This window comes from Rhodococcus wratislaviensis (assembly GCF_900455735.1).
Lineage (GTDB): Bacteria > Actinomycetota > Actinomycetes > Mycobacteriales > Mycobacteriaceae > Rhodococcus_F > Rhodococcus_F wratislaviensis.
The window spans coordinates 196,535-213,417 of sequence record NZ_UAUI01000025.1 but is presented as its reverse complement, the minus strand read 5'-3'; the positions used below and the strand labels follow the sequence as shown (position 1 = coordinate 213,417).

General features: G+C 69.3%; 14 protein-coding genes. 5 read left to right on the top strand and 9 right to left on the bottom strand.

The genetic code is table 11. The features are described from left to right. Positions 1–32: 32 nt before the first annotated feature. The 7 genes from DTA22_RS29750 to DTA22_RS29720 are packed head-to-tail and all read right to left on the bottom strand — an operon-like array spanning position 33 to position 9,242. Entirely contained in the window at positions 33–833 is an 801-nt protein-coding gene (locus DTA22_RS29750; protein WP_112301821.1) for an enoyl-CoA hydratase family protein, read from the bottom strand. Next, the gene (locus tag DTA22_RS29745) at positions 833–1,993 is read right to left on the bottom strand and encodes an acyl-CoA dehydrogenase family protein (protein ID WP_037233587.1); all 1,161 of its coding nucleotides are present in this window, start codon (positions 1,991–1,993) and stop codon (positions 833–835) included. Before DTA22_RS29745 ends, DTA22_RS29750 begins: the two co-directional genes overlap by 1 nt. After that, positions 1,990–3,999 carry an acetyl/propionyl/methylcrotonyl-CoA carboxylase subunit alpha gene (locus DTA22_RS29740; protein ID WP_112301916.1) on the bottom strand — a complete coding sequence of 670 codons (2,010 nt, stop codon included), beginning with the start codon at positions 3,997–3,999 and terminating at the stop codon, positions 1,990–1,992. The genes DTA22_RS29745 and DTA22_RS29740 overlap by 4 nt, the downstream gene beginning before the upstream one ends. An 8-nt stretch (positions 4,000–4,007) precedes the next feature. Beyond that, positions 4,008–5,606 carry an acyl-CoA carboxylase subunit beta gene (locus DTA22_RS29735; RefSeq protein ID WP_112301820.1) on the bottom strand — a complete coding sequence of 533 codons (1,599 nt, stop codon included), beginning with the start codon at positions 5,604–5,606 and terminating at the stop codon, positions 4,008–4,010. After that, positions 5,603–6,751 (bottom strand): acyl-CoA dehydrogenase family protein, encoded by a 1,149-nt coding sequence (locus tag DTA22_RS29730; RefSeq protein ID WP_112301819.1) that lies wholly within the window; start codon positions 6,749–6,751, stop codon positions 5,603–5,605. Before DTA22_RS29730 ends, DTA22_RS29735 begins: the two co-directional genes overlap by 4 nt. Beyond that, the gene (locus DTA22_RS29725) at positions 6,748–8,454 is read right to left on the bottom strand and encodes an acyclic terpene utilization AtuA family protein (RefSeq protein ID WP_112301818.1); all 1,707 of its coding nucleotides are present in this window, start codon (positions 8,452–8,454) and stop codon (positions 6,748–6,750) included. The genes DTA22_RS29730 and DTA22_RS29725 overlap by 4 nt, the downstream gene beginning before the upstream one ends. Beyond that, the gene (locus tag DTA22_RS29720; RefSeq protein ID WP_112301817.1) at positions 8,451–9,242 is read right to left on the bottom strand and encodes a TIGR03084 family metal-binding protein; all 792 of its coding nucleotides are present in this window, start codon (positions 9,240–9,242) and stop codon (positions 8,451–8,453) included. Before DTA22_RS29720 ends, DTA22_RS29725 begins: the two co-directional genes overlap by 4 nt. On the opposite strand from DTA22_RS29720, the gene DTA22_RS29715 reads away from it, so the two are divergent. The 4 genes from DTA22_RS29715 to pepN are packed head-to-tail and all read left to right on the top strand — an operon-like array spanning position 9,220 to position 14,468. After that, positions 9,220–10,188, top strand: coding sequence for an SDR family oxidoreductase (locus DTA22_RS29715; protein ID WP_255221522.1), 969 nt, complete (start codon positions 9,220–9,222; stop codon positions 10,186–10,188). The genes DTA22_RS29720 and DTA22_RS29715 overlap by 23 nt on opposite strands. Positions 10,189–10,245: 57 nt before the next feature. Next, on the top strand, positions 10,246–11,046 hold the full coding sequence (locus DTA22_RS29710; RefSeq protein ID WP_037233572.1) for a crotonase/enoyl-CoA hydratase family protein: 801 nt from the start codon (positions 10,246–10,248) through the stop codon (positions 11,044–11,046). Positions 11,047–11,065: 19 nt separating this feature from the next. Next, positions 11,066–11,920: an EamA family transporter gene (locus DTA22_RS29705; protein ID WP_112301816.1), complete on the top strand. Its 855-nt coding sequence runs from the start codon at positions 11,066–11,068 to the stop codon at positions 11,918–11,920. A gap of 37 nt (positions 11,921–11,957) precedes the next feature. Next, on the top strand, positions 11,958–14,468 hold the full coding sequence (gene pepN / locus DTA22_RS29700) for an aminopeptidase N (protein ID WP_112301815.1): 2,511 nt from the start codon (positions 11,958–11,960) through the stop codon (positions 14,466–14,468). Here pepN and DTA22_RS29695 read toward each other — a convergent pair. After that, positions 14,458–15,900 (bottom strand): FAD-dependent oxidoreductase, encoded by a 1,443-nt coding sequence (locus DTA22_RS29695; RefSeq protein ID WP_112301814.1) that lies wholly within the window; start codon positions 15,898–15,900, stop codon positions 14,458–14,460. The genes pepN and DTA22_RS29695 overlap by 11 nt on opposite strands. Positions 15,901–16,006: 106 nt before the next feature. Here DTA22_RS29695 and DTA22_RS29690 point away from each other — a divergent pair, with 106 nt between their 5' ends. Beyond that, positions 16,007–16,567, top strand: a complete 561-nt coding sequence (locus DTA22_RS29690; protein WP_112301813.1) for a TetR/AcrR family transcriptional regulator — start codon at positions 16,007–16,009, stop codon at positions 16,565–16,567. A 2-nt stretch (positions 16,568–16,569) separates the two neighbouring features. Here DTA22_RS29690 and DTA22_RS29685 read toward each other — a convergent pair whose 3' ends face one another. Further along, positions 16,570–16,875, bottom strand: coding sequence for a hypothetical protein (locus tag DTA22_RS29685; RefSeq protein WP_005258203.1), 306 nt, complete (start codon positions 16,873–16,875; stop codon positions 16,570–16,572). Between the last annotated feature and the right edge of the window lie 8 nt (positions 16,876–16,883).

The following is a 16,883-nucleotide window of genomic DNA, read 5'->3' as shown; positions in this document are numbered from 1 at the left end:
ACCCGTGAGCGGGTGACGAGTCCTGGGACTCGTCAACCACGCACGGGGCCGGAGGCCCATCTCGGCGGCCGCTTCTGCAGAAACGCCATCATGCCTTCCCGCGCCTCCTCGGATTCGAACAGCCTCGCCGACTGGGCGGTCAGCTCGTCGGTGTAGCGGTCGAAGTCGGCGAGCACGCTCCGGGTCGTGAGGGTCTTCGACTCGGCCAGACCCTGCGGCGACGCCTGCCGCAACTGGTCGAGCAATTCCTCGACGGTGTCCTCGGGATCCTCGGCGGACTCACTGATCAGCCCGATGGCCTCCGCCTCGTGGGCGCCGAACTTCTCGCCCGTGAGGAGGTAGCGGCTCGCGGCGCGCGAATCGATCCGGGGCAGCACCGTCAACGAGATGATCGACGCGGCGAGTCCGAGCCGGACCTCGGTGAGCGCGAACGTGCTGCGCGGGCCGGCGACGGCGATGTCGCAGGCGCCGACCAATCCCATGCCCCCGGCCCTGACGTGACCGTCGATCCGGGCGATCACCGGCTTGGGCAGTTCGACGATGGCCCGCAGCAGTGCGGCCATCTGCCGGGTACGCGACCCCACGTCGCCGGACGTCTCACTCAGATCCGCCCCGGCGCAGAACGTGCTGCCGGTGTGGGTGAGGACGACGCCGCGGACGTCGTTGTCCGCGGCGGCGTCCCGCAATCCCTGCAGCAGTTCGTCCACGAGCCTGCCGGAGATCGCGTTCCTGTTGTGAGGCGAATCGAGGGTGAGGGTGGCGAACCCCCGATTCGCGTCGTACCGGACGTACCGGTCGGCTTCCACGTCGGTCATGTGCTGTCCGTTCGACATCAGTACGATTTCGGCAGCCCGAGCGAGTGCTGGGAGACGAAGTTGAGGATCATTTCGCGGCTCACCGGCGCCACGCGGGCGATGCGTGCCGCACCGAGCATCGCCGCGAGACCGTATTCCTTGGTCAGGCCTGCGCCGCCGTGCGTCTGGACGGCCTGATCGAGAGCCTTGATGCTGGCCTCGGCGGCGGCGTACTTGGCCATGTTGGCGGCCTCGGCGGCGCCGAAGTCGTCGCCGCTGTCGTAGAGGACGGCCGCCTTCTGCATCATCAGCTTGGCGAGTTCGAGTTCGATCTTGATCTGCGCCAGCGGATGCGAGATGCCCTGGTGCGCGCCGATCGGTTCCTTCCACACCGTGCGTTCCTTCGCGAACCGCACCGCGGCGTCCAGCGCGTAGCGGCCCATGCCGATCGCCATGGCGGCGCCGAGGATGCGTTCGGGGTTGAGACCCGCGAACAGCTGCATCAACGCCGCGTCGGCCTCGCCGACGAGCGCGTCGGCGGGCAACCGGACGTCGTCGAGGAACAGCATGAACTGGTGGTCGGGCTCGACGATGTCCATCTCCATCGGCGTCTTCACGAAGTTCTCGGCGTCGGTGGGGACGATGAACAGCGCAGGCTTCAGCTTGCCGGTCTTCGAGTCCTCGGTCCGCGCGACGATGAGGACGGCATCGGCCTGGTCCACCCCGGAGATGTAGATCTTGTTCCCCGTCAGCAGCCACTCCTCGCCGTCTCGACGAGCAGTGGTCGTGATCTGGTGCGAGTTCGAACCCGCGTCGGCCTCGGTGATGCCGAACGCCATGATCTTCGAACCGTCGGCGAGGCCGGGGAGCCAGGTCTGCTTCTGCTCCTCGGTGCCGTACTTGCCGATGATCGTGCCGCAGATGGCCGGTGACACGACCACCAGCAGGAGGCCGGCGCCGTGGGCCGCGAGTTCTTCCTGCACGAGGGCAAGTTCGTAGATGCCTGCGCCGCCGCCCCCGTATTCCTCGGGGAGATTGACTCCGAGGAAGCCGAGTTTGCCCGCCTCGTTCCACAATTCGGTCAGCGGTTCGCTGCGCCGAGCCCGGGGCAGCACGTAGTCGACGTAGTTGAACCGCTCGCCGAGCCTCGACACGGAGGCACGGAGTTCCTTCTGTTCTTCGGTCTCGATGAAGCTCATGATTCTCCTTCGGGCTGCGCTGCTTCGACTACTGCCAGGACCGTTCCCACGTCGACCTGCTGACCGGCGGTCACGGACAGTTCGGTGAGGACACCGGAGGCCGGTGCCTTGATCGTGTGTTCCATCTTCATCGCCTCGAGCCACACGATCGGCTGACCGGCGGTCACGGTGTCGCCGACCTCGGCGCCGAGGCGGATGACGGCACCCGGCATCGGCGCGAGCAGCGACCCCTCGGCGACGACGGCGCTCGGATCGGTGAATCGCGGTGCGGCGTGCAGGCCCACCGGGCCCAGGGCAGAGTCGACGAACACGTCGTCCCCGTACCGGGACACCTCGAACGAGCGACGCAGCCCCGCGACGTCGAGTACGACGTGGCGCGCCGTGGCCGACACGAGCGCGACGTCGTCGAAGCCGTCGGCCTTCAGCCCGTACCGGGTGAGCAGGTACCGGATCTCGATGTCACCGCCTCCGCCCGTGAACGTCTTGCTCTGCGGCGCGGACGCCAGGTTCCGCCATCCGCTGGGGAGCGTCGAGTCGACCGTCGCGACGTCACGGTTGTGCGCGGCGTCCGCGAGTGCGGCGGCCAGCGCCGACAGTCGCTCGGTGTCGGCCGAGGCCAGCGGCCGCGCCAGCACGTCCAGCCCGTGGGTGTCGAAGAAGGCGGTGTCCGTGTCGCCGGCGAGGAATGCCGGGTGGCGGAGCACGTTGACCAGGAGGTCGCGGTTGGTGCGCAGTCCGTGGATCTGCGCGCGGCTCAGGGCCGCGGCCAGCCGGGTGGCCGCCTGCGTGCGGGTGGGCGCGAACGAGATGACCTTCGCGAGCATCGGGTCGTAGTGCACGCCGACGGTGGATCCGTCGACCACGCCGGAGTCGAGGCGAATCCCCGGGGAGCGCAGGACGTCGAATTCGACCGCGTTCCCGGGCAGGTCCAGACGGTGGACCGGTCCGCTCTGCGGCTGCCAGTTCTGCGCCGGATCCTCCGCGTACAGCCGGACCTCGATGGAATGACCGGACACGGCGGGCGATTCGGCATCGAGCGCCTGCCCGGACGCCACCTGCAGTTGCAGGTCCACGAGGTCGAGGCCGGTGGTGCATTCGGTGACCGGGTGTTCCACCTGCAGCCGGGTGTTCATCTCGAGGAAGAAGAAGTTCCCGTCGTCCAGGTCGTCTCCCCCTCGCTCCGCTCGACCGGAAGCCAGGAACTCGACCGTCCCCGCGCCCTCGTAGTCGATGGCCTTCGCCGCGAGCCGGGCGGCCTCGAACAGTCGCTCGCGCATCCCGGGGACGGCCTCGACCAACGGTGACGGCGCCTCTTCCACCACCTTCTGGTGCCGCCGCTGGATGGAGCATTCACGCTCCCCCACCGCCCAGACGGTTCCGTGCCGGTCGGCCATCACCTGGACCTCGATGTGCCTGCCCGTTTCCAGGTAGCGCTCGCAGAACACGGTCGGGTCGCCGAAGGCCGATTGCGCTTCGCGGCGGGCGCCTTCCAGCTGTTCCGGGAGGTCCGCGAGCTCACGCACGACGCGCATGCCGCGTCCGCCGCCGCCTGCGGACGCCTTGACGAGCACCGGCAGGTCCGCTTCGGTGACGGCGCCCGGGTCGAGTTCGGCCAGCACCGGAACTCCGGCGGCGGCCATCATCTTCTTGGACTCCACCTTCGAACCCATCATCTCGATGGCGGGCGCGGGCGGCCCGATCCACGTGAGCCCCGCGTCGTGGACGGCGCGCGCGAAGTCCGCGCTCTCGGAGAGGAACCCGTAGCCGGGGTGGATGGCATCGGCGCCGGCGAGCAGTGCCGCCTCGATGACGAGGTCACCGCGCAGGTAGGTGTCGGCGGGACTGTTGCCCGGCAACCGGACCGCGGTGTCGGCCTCGGTGACGTGCGGGCTGAGAGCGTCGGCGTCCGAGTACACGGCGACGGTCCCGATGCCTGCGCGGCGGCAGGTGGCGAAGACGCGGCGGGCGATCTCACCGCGATTGGCAACCAGTACGGACTGGATCATGTCGGGCCTCACATCCGGAAGACGCCGAAGTTCTCGGCGCCTTCGATCGGGGCGTTGGCAATGGCCGACAGGCACATTCCCACCACGGTTCGGGTGTCGCGCGGGTCGATCACGCCGTCGTCGTAGAGGCGACCGGACAGGAACATCGGCACGGATTCCGCCTCGATCTGGTTCTCGATCATGGCGCGCATGCCCGCGTCGGCCTCTTCGTCGAACGCCTGCCCGCGGGCCTCGGCGGAGGTGCGGCTGACGATGGAGATGACACCGGCCAGCTGCGCTCCGCCCATGACGGCGGATTTGGAGCTGGGCCAGGCGAACAGGAAACGCGGGTCGAACGCGCGTCCGCACATGCCGTAGTGGCCGGCGCCGTAGGACGCGCCGAGCAGGATCGAGATGTGCGGGACGGTGGAGTTGGAGACGGCGTTGATCATCATCGACCCGTGCTTGATCATCCCGCCCTCCTCGTACTCCTTGCCCACCATGTAGCCGGTCGTGTTGTGCAGGAACAACAGTGGCGTGTTCGAGCGGTTCGCCAGCTGGATGAACTGGGTGGCCTTCTGCGATTCCTCGCTGAACAGCACACCGCGCGCATTGGCGAGGATGCCCACCGGATATCCGTGCAGCTCGGCCCAGCCCGTGACGAGTGACGACCCGTACATCGGCTTGAACTCGTCGAAATCGGAGCCGTCGACGATGCGGGCGATCACCTCGCGAGGATCGAACGGGATCTTGAGGTCGGCGGGGACGATGCCGAGCAGTTCCTCGGGGTCCTCGAGCGGTTCGATGACCTCGGCCCGCGGCGCGGGACCCTGCTTCTTCCAGTTCAGGCGCTTGACGATGCTGCGGCCGATCCGGATGGCGTCCTGCTCGTCGACCGCGAAGTAGTCGGCGAGACCGGACTTCCGGGCATGCATCTCGGCGCCGCCCAGGGTTTCGTCGTCGGATTCCTCACCGGTGGCCATCTTGACGAGCGGCGGTCCGGCGAGGAACACCTTGGACCGTTCCTTGATCATGACGACGTGATCGGACATGCCGGGGATGTACGCGCCGCCCGCCGTCGAGTTGCCGAAGACGAGGGCGATGGTCGGGATACCCGCCGCGGAGAGCTGGGTGAGGTCGCGGAACATGCGGCCACCGGGAATGAACACTTCCTTCTGCGTGGGAAGGTCCGCGCCGCCGGATTCCACGAGGGAGATGACGGGCAGCCGGTTCTGCCGGGCGATGTCGTTGGCGCGGAATCCCTTCCGCAACGTCCACGGATTGCTGGTGCCGCCGCGGACCGTCGGGTCGTTGGCGACGATCAGGCACTCGACGCCTTCCACCACACCGATGCCCACGACGGTGCTGGCACCGACCGGGAAGTCGCTGCCCCACGCCGCGAGCGGGCACAGTTCGAGGAACGGCGAGTCGGGGTCGAGGAGCAGTTCGATGCGCTCCCGGGCGAGGAGCTTGCCGCGCTTCTTGTGCCGCTCGGTGTACTTCTCGCCGCCGCCCGCGAGCGCTTTGGTGTGCTCGGTGTCGATCTCGGCGAGCTTCTCCGTCATGGCCTTCGCCGCCGCGGCGTACTCTTCGGAACCCGTGTCCAGGGTGGACTTCAACGTGGTCATGACTGATACCCCAACCGCTTGGCCGCGAGCCCCGTCAGGATCTCGGTGGTACCGCCACCGATTCCGAGGATGCGCATGTCGCGGTACTGCCGTTCCACTTCGCTCTCCCGCATGTAGCCCAGGCCACCGAACAGCTGGACGGCCTGGTTGGCCACCCACTCGCCCGACTCGACGGCGGTGTTCTTCGCGAAGCAGACCTCCGCGATGAAGTCCTCGTTCGACACGAGCGAACGCTCCACCAGCGCTCTGGTGTAGACGCGGGCCACGTCGGTCTTGCGCGCCATCTCGGTGACCGTGTTCTGCACCGACTGCCTGCTGATCAGCGGACGGCCGAACGTCTCGCGGTCCCGCACCCACTGCAGCGTGAGGTCGAGGCACCGTTGCGCGCTCGAATAGGCCTGCGCGGCGAGGGCGATGCGCTCGGTGAGGAACGCCTGAGCGATCTGCGCGAACCCGCTGTTCTCCTCGCCGACCAGGTTGGCGGCGGGCACCCGTGCGTCCACGAACGACAACTCGGCCGTGTCCGAAGCACGCCAGCCCATCTTGTCGAGTTTGCGTGCCACCTCGAAACCCGGTGTGCCCTTCTCGATCACGAGCAGTGAGACCCCGGATGCGCCGGGACCGCCGGTGCGGACGGCGGTGACCACGAAGTCGGCCCGGACGGCGGACGTGATGAACGTCTTGGACCCGTTGACGACGAAGTGGTCGCCGTCGCGGACCGCGGTGGTCCGCAGATGCCCGACGTCGGAACCGCCGCCGGGTTCGGTGATGGCGAGCGAGCCGACGAGCTCGCCGCGCAGGGTGGGGCGGACCCACTTCTCGATCTGCTCCGGGTCACCGGCCGCGGCGAGGTGCGGTAGCGCGATTCCCGACGTGAACAGGGAAGCGAACGCGCCACCCGATGCCCCCGCCTGGTGGAACTCCTCGCAGATCAGCACGGCGTCGACGAGGTCTCCGCCCTCGCCCCCGACGGATTCGGGGAAACCGGCGCCGAGCAGTCCCAGCTCGGCGGCCTCCCGGTGCAGCGCGCGGGGCAGTTCGCCGTCGCGCTCCCACTCGTCCAGGTGCGGCAGTATCTGTCGTTCGACGAAGCTGCGCACCGTCTTGCGCAGTTCCTGCCGCTCGGGTGTATCCCACACGCTCACAACGTTGTCCCTTCGGGGAGGAGTGCTTCCGGTATGTCGAGGTGCCGGGATCTCAGCCATTCGCCGAGACCCTTGGCCTGCGGGTCGAACCGGGCCTGGGACGCGACGCCCTGTCCGAGGATTCCCTCGATCACGAAGTTGACGGCGCGCAGTTTCGGCAGCACATACCTCGTGACGGTGAGGTCGGCGGCCTCCGGGAGAAGGCGCTTCACTTCGTCGACGGTCAGCGCGTGGGCCAGCCACCGCCACTGCTCGTCGGTGCGCACCCACACACCGACGTTCGCGTTGCCGCCCTTGTCTCCGCTGCGCGCTCCGGCGATGGTGCCGAGCGCGACCCGCACCGTGGGTTCGCCGCCCCGAGGCTGCGGGAGCGCGGGTTCGGCGACGTCCTCGAGTTCCCGGACGTCGGTGGCGGGTTCGATGTCGATGCGCGTTCCGTCCGGCAGCACCGCGACGTGCGGCACCTCCTTGGCGTACACGTATCCCGGGGTGAACACGCCGTAGGGCTGCCCCTGCCCGGGCGGCGCCGTCAGCGTGAAGCCGGGGTAGCTCGCGAGTGCCATTTCGACTGCGACGGAGGAGAATCCACGTCCGACGGCATTGGCGTCGGAATCCCGGACCACGCAGCGCAACAGCGCGCTCGCGGCCTCCTCGGTGTCGGCGTCCGGATGATCGGTGCGGGCGAGCGACCAGTCGAGTTCGGCCGGCCGGGTGGGAAGCCACCCTTCGAGCTGCCGCTTCACCAGGGCCGCCTTGGCCTCGATGTCGAGGCCGGTGAGGACGAATACAGCCTCGTTGCGGAATCCCGCGAGCGTGTTCAGCGACACCTTGAGCTGCGGCGGCGGCGGCTCCCCGGTGACGCCACTGATGCGCACGCGGTCGGGGCCGTCCTGCGACAGTGCGGCGGAGTCGATTCGCGCGGTCACGTCGGGACCGGCGTAGCGGCCACCCGTGATCTCGTACAGCAACTGCGCGGTGACGGTGCCGACGTTCACGGCGCCGCCCGTCCCGGGGTGCTTGGTGATGACGGACGATCCGTCCGAGTCGATCTCGGCGATCGGGAATCCGGGACGATCGAGGTCGTCGATCTCGGTGAAGAACGCGTAGTTGCCACCCGTCGCCTGGGTGCCGCACTCGATGACGTGCCCCGCCACCACGGCACCGGCGAGCTGGTCGAAAGCGTCTCGCTGCCAGCCGAAGTGCGCGGCGGCCGGGCCCACGATCACCGACGCGTCGGTGACCCGTCCGGTCACGACCACGTCGGCGCCGGCGTTCAGGCAGTCGACGATGCCCCACGCGCCGAGGTAGGCGTTGGCGGTCAGCGGGCTGCCCAGCCCCAGTTCGGCGGCCCGGCCGATCAGGTCGTCGCCTTCGACGTGGGCGATCGTCGCCTGCAGCCCCAGCTTGTCGTTGACCTCCCGCAACGCGTCCGCGAGACCGGCCGGGTTGAGCCCGCCGGCGTTGGCGACGATGCGGACCCCCTTGTCCAGGGCCAGCCCGAGGCAGTCTTCCGCCTGACGGAGGAACGTCTTCGCGTAGCCGCGGTTCGGGTCCTTCATGCGGTCGCGGCCGAGGATCAGCATGGTGAGTTCGGCGAGGTAGTCGCCGGTCAGATAGTCGAGCTCGCCGCCTTCGAGCATCTCGCGCATCGCCGACAGGCGGTCGCCGTAGAAGCCGGAGCAGTTGCCGATCCGCACGGTCATCGGGTTCCCGCCTCACGGCCGCCGCCCGCGGGGCCCGCGAAGGCCTGAGCGATGTTCAGCCACGCGTCCGCGTCGGCGCCGGTGGCCTCGAGGGCGAGATCCGCCCGGTTCGCGCGCTGGGTGACGAGCAGGCAGAAGTCCTCGGCGGGGCCGGTGACCTTCTGCGCGGCGTCCTCGGGGCCCCACGTCCAGACGGACACTCCGTCGGGGGCGGTGAGCTCGACGCGGAACTCTTCGGCGGGTGGGGCGAGTTCGTTGACGGCGTAGGCGAAGTCGCGGGTGCGGACACCGAGGTGGGCGATGCTCTTCAACCGCTCGGTGGGTGTGCGCGCCGCCGAGAGCGCGTCGGCGACATCCTGGCCGTGCGCCCACGTCTCCATCAACCGGGCGGTGGCCATCGACGCCGCCTTCATCGGCGGGCCGTACCAGAGGATCTTCTGTCCCGGCGGCACCGCCAGGAGAGCCTCCGCGAGCCGAGCCCGGGCCGAGCGCCAAGCGGCGAGCAGTTCCGCGGGTTCCCGCCGGGCGTGCTCGGCGGCGCCGGCATCGACGAAGCCGCCCGGGTTCGAGGCGGCCACCGCCAGTTGCTCGGTGAAGCCGTCGGGGTCGGTGATCGCCAGGAGGGCGGCCTCGTCGGTCCACAGCAGATGTCCGATCTGGTGGGCGATGGTCCAGCCCTCGGCCGGTGTCGGATCGGCCCAGCGGGAGTCGGGGAGGTCGGCGACCAGGGCGTCCAGTGAATCGCTCTCGGCGCACAAGTCGTCGATGAACCTCTGCAGTTCAGCCATGCGACCAGCATCACACCGACCCAATAAAAAAGCAAGCACGATTGATTGTTATTTGGCTGCGGATCGTCCGGAGAGCTGCCACGCTGGTCACGTGATACGACAGTTGCTCACCCATGCCGCGCTCAACCCCCTTCCCTCCCCGCGCGCACTGGCCGCCCGAGTCGCACCGGGAACCGGCCACCGCATCGCCGGGAAGCGGATCCTCGTCACCGGCGGTTCCTCGGGGGTCGGAGAAGCGGCCGCCCGCCGGCTCGCCGCCCTCGGCGCGGAGGTCGTCCTCGTGGCCCGCGGCTCCGACGCCCTCGAGTCCGTGCGCGACGACATCCTGCGGTCCGGCTGCGACGCACACGCCGTCCCCTGCGACCTCACGGACCCGGATTCCGTCGACGCCCTCGTCGCTCACGTGCTCGGGGAGATCGGCCCCGTCGACGTACTCGTCAACAACGCCGGGCGGTCGATCCGGCGGACGGTCGAGGACTCGTTGGATCGCTTCCACGACTTCGAACGCACCATGGCCGTCAACTACTTCGGCTCGACGCGGCTCACCCTCGCGTTGCTCCCCTCCATGATCGAGCGCCGCAAGGGCCACATCATCAACGTCGCGACGTGGGGCGTGCCTGCCGGCGTGATGCCCAAGTTCTCCGCCTACCACGCGTCCAAGGCGGCCGTCGGCGCGTTCGGCCGGAGCCTCGGCGCCGAATTGCGCGACCGCGGAATCTCCGTGACCACCCTCGACTTTCCCTTGGTCCGGACGCCGATGATCGCGCCCACCACGGACTACGACGCGATGGCCGCCCTGACTCCCGAGCAGGCGGCGGAATGGTTCGTCACCGCCGTGCGCACCCGGCCGATCGAACTTCTCCCCAGTTACGCCGAACTGTTCCGGCTGCTCGGCACGTTCGCACCGTCCGCCACCGACGCACTGGTACGGCGCACCGGCATCTGAGCGCAATGACAGACTGGGACGGTCTCGAATCCGCGCTCACACCCGAGGGAGTCGTCCATGACCGACGCCGTGCTCACCACCCGCGATGGCGACATCGTCACCTGGACGCTCAACCGCCCGGAGGCGCGCAACCCGATCTCCGAGCCGGACGTGATCGAGGCGCTCGAGGATGCGGTGGCCGACGTCAACGGTGATCCCAGCGTGCGCGTCGCGATCGTCACGGGTGCGGGTTCGGCCTTCTCCTCCGGCGGCAACGTCAAGCACATGCGCGACCGCGCCGGAATGTTCGGCGGCTCCCCCGCCGACCTGCGGCAGGGCTACCGGCACGGCATCCAGCGCATCCCGCTGGCCCTCTACCACTGCGAGGTGCCGACCATCGCGGCCGTCAACGGACCCGCCATCGGTGCCGGATGCGACCTGTCGCTGATGTGCGACATGCGGATCGCCTCCACGGCCGCCGTGTTCGCGGAGAGCTTCGTCAAGGTCGGGCTCGTCCCCGGCGACGGCGGCGCCTGGTTCCTTCCGCAGGCCGTCGGGATGGCGCGGGCCAGCGAGATGGCGTTCACCGGCGACGCGATCGACGCCGCGAAGGCCCTGGAGTGGGGGCTCGTCTCGCAGGTCACCGAACCCGGGGAACTCCTCGGCGCGGCGCGTGCGCTCGCCGACCGCGTGGCGGTCAACCCGCCGCAGGTGCTGCGGATGACCAAGAAACTGCTGCGCGAGGGCCGTCACCAGAGCCTCGAGAGCCTCCTCGAACTGTCGGCGGCCATGCAGTCGCTCGCCCATCACACCGCGGACCATCACGAGGCGGTCGGCGCGATGCTCGATCGCCGCAGCCCGAACTTCACCGGCCGGTGAACCCGGGCATCGCACGCCGGTGACAGCCGAGCCGCGCAGTCAGCTTCTTCCCGTCGTCTCGGTCCTCGGATCGGTGCTGTCCGTCCAGTTCGGCGCCGCCTTCGCGAGCACCCTGTTCGAGGCGGTGGGCGCCAGTGGCGCGGTGTCGCTGCGGCTGACGATAGCGGCGATCATCCTCGGGGTGATCGTGCGGCCGCGCTGGCGACGGTGGACGCGAACGCAACGGGAGGGCATCCTCGCCCTCGGAGTGGCGCTGGCCGTGATGAATTCGGCGTTCTACGAGGCCCTCGCGCGGCTCCCGCTCGGCACCGCCGTCACCATCGAGTTCCTGGGCCCGCTCACCCTCGCCGCCGTGCTGTCGCGAAGACTGCGGGACGGTGTGTGGGTGCTGGCGGCACTGACCGGGGTGGTCATGCTCGGCCTGCGCGAGAACTCGGGCGCCGAGTCCCTCGACCTGGTGGGGGTGTGTTTCGCGCTCACCGCCGGGGCGGCGTGGGCCGGTTACATCGTCGCCGGCTCGAACCTCGCGGCGACGGTTCCCAGCGCGGACGGCCTCGCCGGCGCGAGCATCGTCGCGGCGGCCCTGACGCTTCCGCTCGGCGCGGTGTCCGGCGGCACCGCACTGTTCGACCCCCGGATCCTGGCCGTGGGCGCGGCGGTGGCCCTGCTGTCGTCGGTGATTCCGTATTCGCTCGAGCTACGGGCGCTGCAGGTGATGAGCAAGAAGGTGTTCGCCGTGCTCATTGCGCTCGAGCCTGCCGCCGCGACCCTCGCCGGGGTGATCGTGCTCGGGCAGGTACTCGGACTGCAGTCGCTGGCCGCGATCGCGCTCGTCGTCGCGGCCGGCGTCGGCTCCGTCCTGAGCAACCGGTAGCGCCGCGGCCTGCGGGCGGGGCTGGCAGGATCGACGCGTGAGCACAGCGAACCTGACCCGAGCCGAAACCGCCGAACGTTCCCGCGCGATCGACGTTCTCGGCTATCGGGTGGAACTGGACGTACTCGGCGCCGTCGACCGGGAGGTCGGGACGTTCGCGACCACCACGACCGTCGAGTTCACCGCCCGCACGTCCACGACCTGGCTCGACTTCCTCGGCGCCGGAGTGGAGTCGGTGACGGTCAACGGCGCCGACGTCCCCGTCGACTACGACGGCGCCCGTATCGCGTTGACCGGGCTGCGGGAATCCAACGTCGTGACCGTCGCCGCCCGGGGCGAATACAGCCGTTCCGGTGAGGGTCTGCACCGGTTCCTCGACCCGGCCGACGGGCAGACGTACCTCTACACGCAGTACGAGCCGGCGGACGCGCGGCGGGTATTCGCGTGTTTCGAACAGCCGGACCTGAAGGCGCCGTTCACGTTCGTCGTCAGTGCGCCGCGGGAGTGGGAGGTGGTCTCCAACCAACAGGTCGTCGAGCGGGAAGACACCACCGGCGGGCAGGTCGTCACGTTCGCGCCGACACTGTCGATCTCCACCTACATCACCGCGGTCGTGGCCGGGCCCTACCACCGGGTCGACTCGGAATGGAGTGGCGGCGACGTCACGATCCCGCTGGGCGTCCTCTGCCGCGCCTCACTTGCGCAGTACCTCGACGCCGACACGATCTTCGAGATCACCCGGCAGGGGCTGGGGTTCTTCACGGAGAATTTCGACTACCCCTATCCGTTCGGCAAGTACGACCAGGTGTTCGTCCCCGAGTACAACCTCGGCGCCATGGAGAACCCCGGCTGTGTGACGTTCACCGAGGCGTACGTGTTCCGCGGCGCCGCCACCGACTCCCAGTACGAGGGCCGGGCGAACACGATCCTGCACGAGATGGCCCACATGTGGTTCGGCGACCTCGTCACGATGGTGTGGTGGGACGACCTGTGGCTCAAGGAATCGTTCGCCGACTACATGGGCGCACTGGCCAACGCAGAGGCCACCCGGTGGACCGACGCGTGGGTGGCCTTCGCCAACCGCCGCAAGGCGTGGGCGTACCTGCAGGACCAGTTGCCGACGACGCATCCGATCGTCGCGGACATCGTCGACCTCGAAGCCGCGAAACTGAACTTCGACGGGATCACGTACGCGAAGGGCGCCAGCGTCCTCAAGCAACTCGTCGCGTACGCCGGGCGTGACGCGTTCTTCGAGGGGGCGCGCCGCTACTTCCGCGCCCACGCCTTCGGGAACACCACCCTCACGGATCTGCTGACCGAACTGTCGGCCACGTCGGGCCGGGATCTGACGAGCTGGGCGCGCGCCTGGTTGCAGACAACCGGAGTGTCCGCTCTGAGCCTGCAGCGCGGCGCCGACGAACGCGCCTCGATCGTGCAGACCGATCCGCGTCCACACCGCCTCGGTGTCGGGCGCTACGACTTCGACGACACCGGCGACCTCGTGTGCGTGCAGCGGATCGAGGTCGACCTCGCCGACGCCCACACCCCGATCGATCTCGCCGACGCGCCGCTCGTGTTGCTCAACGACGCCGACCTGACGTACGCGAAGGTGCGGCTGGACGACCGATCGCTGACCACCGTCGAAACCTCCCTCGACCGGGTGCGCGACCCGCTGGCGCGCGGCCTGATCTGGTCGTCGCTGTGGAACGCGACCCGCGACAGCGAACTGGGCGCCACGCGGTATCTGTCGATGGCCCAGAGGTTCTCACCGGCGGAGTCGCACCTGACGCTCCTCACCTCTGTGCTGGCCAACGCCCCGTACGCGATCGAGCACTTCCTCCCCGAGCCCTCGCGCGACGCCGCCCGTCTCGACTGGCTCGCGCTCACCTGGCGCGCGTTGTGGGACGCCCCGCCGGCTTCGGGAAGCCAACTCGCCTGGGCACGGGCGGTGGCGTCCGCTGCGGCGATGGACGGCAGTCGCGCGGCCGACATCCGGTCGATTCTCGAGGCCGGCGGGCCGGCGCCGACCGGGCTGGCCCTCGACCCGGATCTGCGCTGGGGGTTCTGGGGCGCGCTCGCCGCAACCGGGCACGCCGACGACGCGGACCTCGACGTCGAACTGCGCCGCGACGACACCGGTTCCGGCCGCACCGCGTACCTGCGGGCGAAGTTCTCGCGGCCGGACCCGGACGTGAAAGCGAAGGCCTGGGAATCGATCCTCCACGACCGCACACTGTCCAACGAACATCTCGGCGCGATCATCGCCGGGTTCCGCGCAGGCGCCCGGCACGATCTCGTCGAGGGATACGGCGCCGGCTACTTCGCCTCGATCGGCTCGGTGTGGGAGGAGCGCAGTATCGAAATCGCGCGGCGGATCGTGGTCGGGTTGTTCCCGTCCGAGACGACACTCGACGCGGCGGACGGATGGCTCGCCACCCATGCCGATGCGCCCGCCGCGCTACGGCGGCTGGTGCTCGAGCAACGGGATCATCTCGCCCGGGACCTGCGAGCGCAGGCGTTCAACAGCCTGCCGGACGTCACCGGCTGACCGGCCGGGCACCGTTCGACGTGCGGGCCGTCCACCGTTCCAGTGCGTCCCGCCACCGGCCGGACGCACTGTCGCCCGCCCAGGCGATGTAGCCGTCGGGACGCACGAGCAGTCCGGGGCCGTCGTCGGTCCGGGCCACCGCGTGGACATCGCCCGGAACAGGAGTCCCGGGCTCGGTGACCAGGACGAAACCGCCCGAACGCATCACCTCGTACAGCCGTCCGGCGTCGGTGGGCAGATCCTCGGCACGTCGGCCGACCACGGTGCTCTCGCCGGCGTGGTGGCCGTACCCGATTCCGATACCCGAGAACATCCTGGCGATCGCATCGCCGATCGGCGGGAAGCCGAGAAGCGCCGCCACTACCCCGTTCCGGATTTTCCGCAGGATCCACGGCCGGACGATCATCATGCGCATGGTGGCACCGCTCGACCGCAGAACCAGCCGGCCCACCGGGTGCCGCTCGGAGTGGTACGTGTCGAGCACCGCGTCGTCCGCGCCGTCCAGGACGGCCGCGAGTTTCCAGCCGAGATTGACGGCGTCCTGAATACCCGTGTTCATGCCCTGCCCACCTGCAGGCGAATGCACATGGGCTGCGTCGCCGGCGAGAAACACCCGGCCCGTCCGGTACTGCGGGACCTGCCGTTCGTCGCTGTGGAAACGCGACTGCCAGCGCACGTCGCCGAGTCCGTAGTCGGTGCCCATCGCGACCTCGATGGTGCTGCGCAGTTCCTCCCGGTCCACCGGGGCGGTGTCGTCCACCTGATGCCGGCGGTTCCAGGCGATCACCCGAAACAGGTTGTCGCCGTATGGCGCGATGAACGCGAATCCGTCGCGGACGGCGTTGACGGTCACGAGATTGTCCGGTGGATTCTCGAGTTCGACGTCGGCGAGCATGATCGACCGCAGCACAGCCTTGCCGGGGAACGGTTGCCCGATCATCGTCCGCACCGCGCTGTGCGCGCCGTCCGCACCGACCGCATATGTCGCGTGGAAGGTGCTGCCGCGTCCCGAACTGTCGTGGCCGTGAACGCGGACGCCGTCCCCGTCCTGCTCAACTCCGGTCACGGTGAAACCACGGATGATGTCGGCGCCGCGGTCCCGGGCGTGCTCCTCCAGCAGGGCGTCGACGTTCCGTTGCGGGGTGACGAGGACGAACGGGAACCGGGTCTGCAGGCGTCCGAGGTTCAGCGCTGCACCGCGCCACAGCTTCAGACCGGGTGCGGCGGCGCCGGTAGCCACGAGCCGGTCGGCGAGTCCGCGGGCATCGAGCAGTTCGAGGGTGCGGGCATGGACGCCGAATGCCCGGCTGAGGGTGGACGGCGCGGCGCGCTTGTCCAGCACCGTCACCGATCGGCCCGCCGTCGCCAACTCGCCCGCGAGCATGCATCCGGTGGGTCCCGCGCCGATCACCACCACGTCGATGTGCTTCATGACGTTGCCTCCGGTCGAAAGGTGTCCCACTAAGTCAACAACTGTTGACTTCGACGGTAGGCGCATCGCGGCGTCAGGTCAACAGCTGTTGACTTAGACTGTGGAAATGTCCGAACGCCGCGCCCGCTCCGCCGTCACCACCCGCGCCGCGATACTCGACGCCGCCCGCGCCCGGTTCGGCACCGACGGTTACGAACGCACGACGATGCGCGCCGTCGCGTCGGATGTGGGCGTCGACGCCGCACTGGTCGTCCGGTACTTCACCAACAAGGAATCCCTGTTCGCCGAGGCAGCCGAATTCGATCTGCACCTGCCCGACCTCCACGACGTTCCCGCGACGGAACTCGCGAGCGTGCTGATGCCGCGCTTCTTCGCGGTGTGGGAGAACGACGGCGCGTTCCTCCCCCTCCTCCGCGCGGCGGCGAGCAGCCCCTGGGCCGCCGAGGCGATGCTGCAGGTCTTCGCTCGCCAGGTGGCGCCCGCCCTCGCCGTGGTCACCGCGGATCGCGCGGACGAACGCGCTGCCCTCGTCGGGTCGCAAATCCTCGGACTCGCCTTTTCCCGCTACGTACTCCGGGTGCCGCCCGTAGCCGACATGACGCACGAACAGTTGATGCGCTGGGTCGGGCCCGTGCTCGAGTACTACCTCACCACCGAACCGCGGTAGCCCTACCGGTGGTGCCTGCCGCCGTTCAGCATCCAGCGGGCATCGAGTTCGCTCGTGCTGCGGCGGTGCCGCCTGATGGTGAACGACGTGATCGGCAACCGCTCGACGACGCTCGCCTCGGCACGCGGATCTCCCGCGATCCCCTGTTCCAGAACCGAATACGCGGTGTGGTTGACCGAATGCACGGCCAGCCGGAGCGCGTCGAGCGCCGTCGGTCGCGGCCCGAACGCGGCGAGCGTGTGACCACCGTCCACCGCGGTTTCGACCACCGCGTAGAAATGCCAGTCTGCGCCCGAATCGCCAGTCATGATGCGCC

Excerpts from the sequence above, each read along its gene's own strand:
- DTA22_RS29750 (WP_112301821.1), bottom strand. The coding sequence starts at position 833 with ATGTCGAACGGACAGCACATGACCGACGTGGAAGCCGACCGGTACGTC.
- DTA22_RS29745 (WP_037233587.1), bottom strand. The coding sequence starts at position 1,993 with ATGAGCTTCATCGAGACCGAAGAACAGAAGGAACTCCGTGCCTCCGTG.
- DTA22_RS29740 (WP_112301916.1), bottom strand. The coding sequence starts at position 3,999 with ATGATCCAGTCCGTACTGGTTGCCAATCGCGGTGAGATCGCCCGCCGC.
- DTA22_RS29735 (WP_112301820.1), bottom strand. The coding sequence starts at position 5,606 with ATGACCACGTTGAAGTCCACCCTGGACACGGGTTCCGAAGAGTACGCC.
- DTA22_RS29725 (WP_112301818.1), bottom strand. The coding sequence starts at position 8,454 with ATGACCGTGCGGATCGGCAACTGCTCCGGCTTCTACGGCGACCGCCTG.
- DTA22_RS29715 (WP_255221522.1), top strand. The coding sequence starts at position 9,220 with ATGAACCTCTGCAGTTCAGCCATGCGACCAGCATCACACCGACCCAAT.
- DTA22_RS29720 (WP_112301817.1), bottom strand. The coding sequence starts at position 9,242 with ATGGCTGAACTGCAGAGGTTCATCGACGACTTGTGCGCCGAGAGCGAT.
- DTA22_RS29710 (WP_037233572.1), top strand. The coding sequence starts at position 10,246 with ATGACCGACGCCGTGCTCACCACCCGCGATGGCGACATCGTCACCTGG.
- DTA22_RS29695 (WP_112301814.1), bottom strand. The coding sequence starts at position 15,900 with ATGAAGCACATCGACGTGGTGGTGATCGGCGCGGGACCCACCGGATGC.
- DTA22_RS29690 (WP_112301813.1), top strand. The coding sequence starts at position 16,007 with ATGTCCGAACGCCGCGCCCGCTCCGCCGTCACCACCCGCGCCGCGATA.
- DTA22_RS29685 (WP_005258203.1), bottom strand. The coding sequence starts at position 16,875 with ATGACTGGCGATTCGGGCGCAGACTGGCATTTCTACGCGGTGGTCGAA.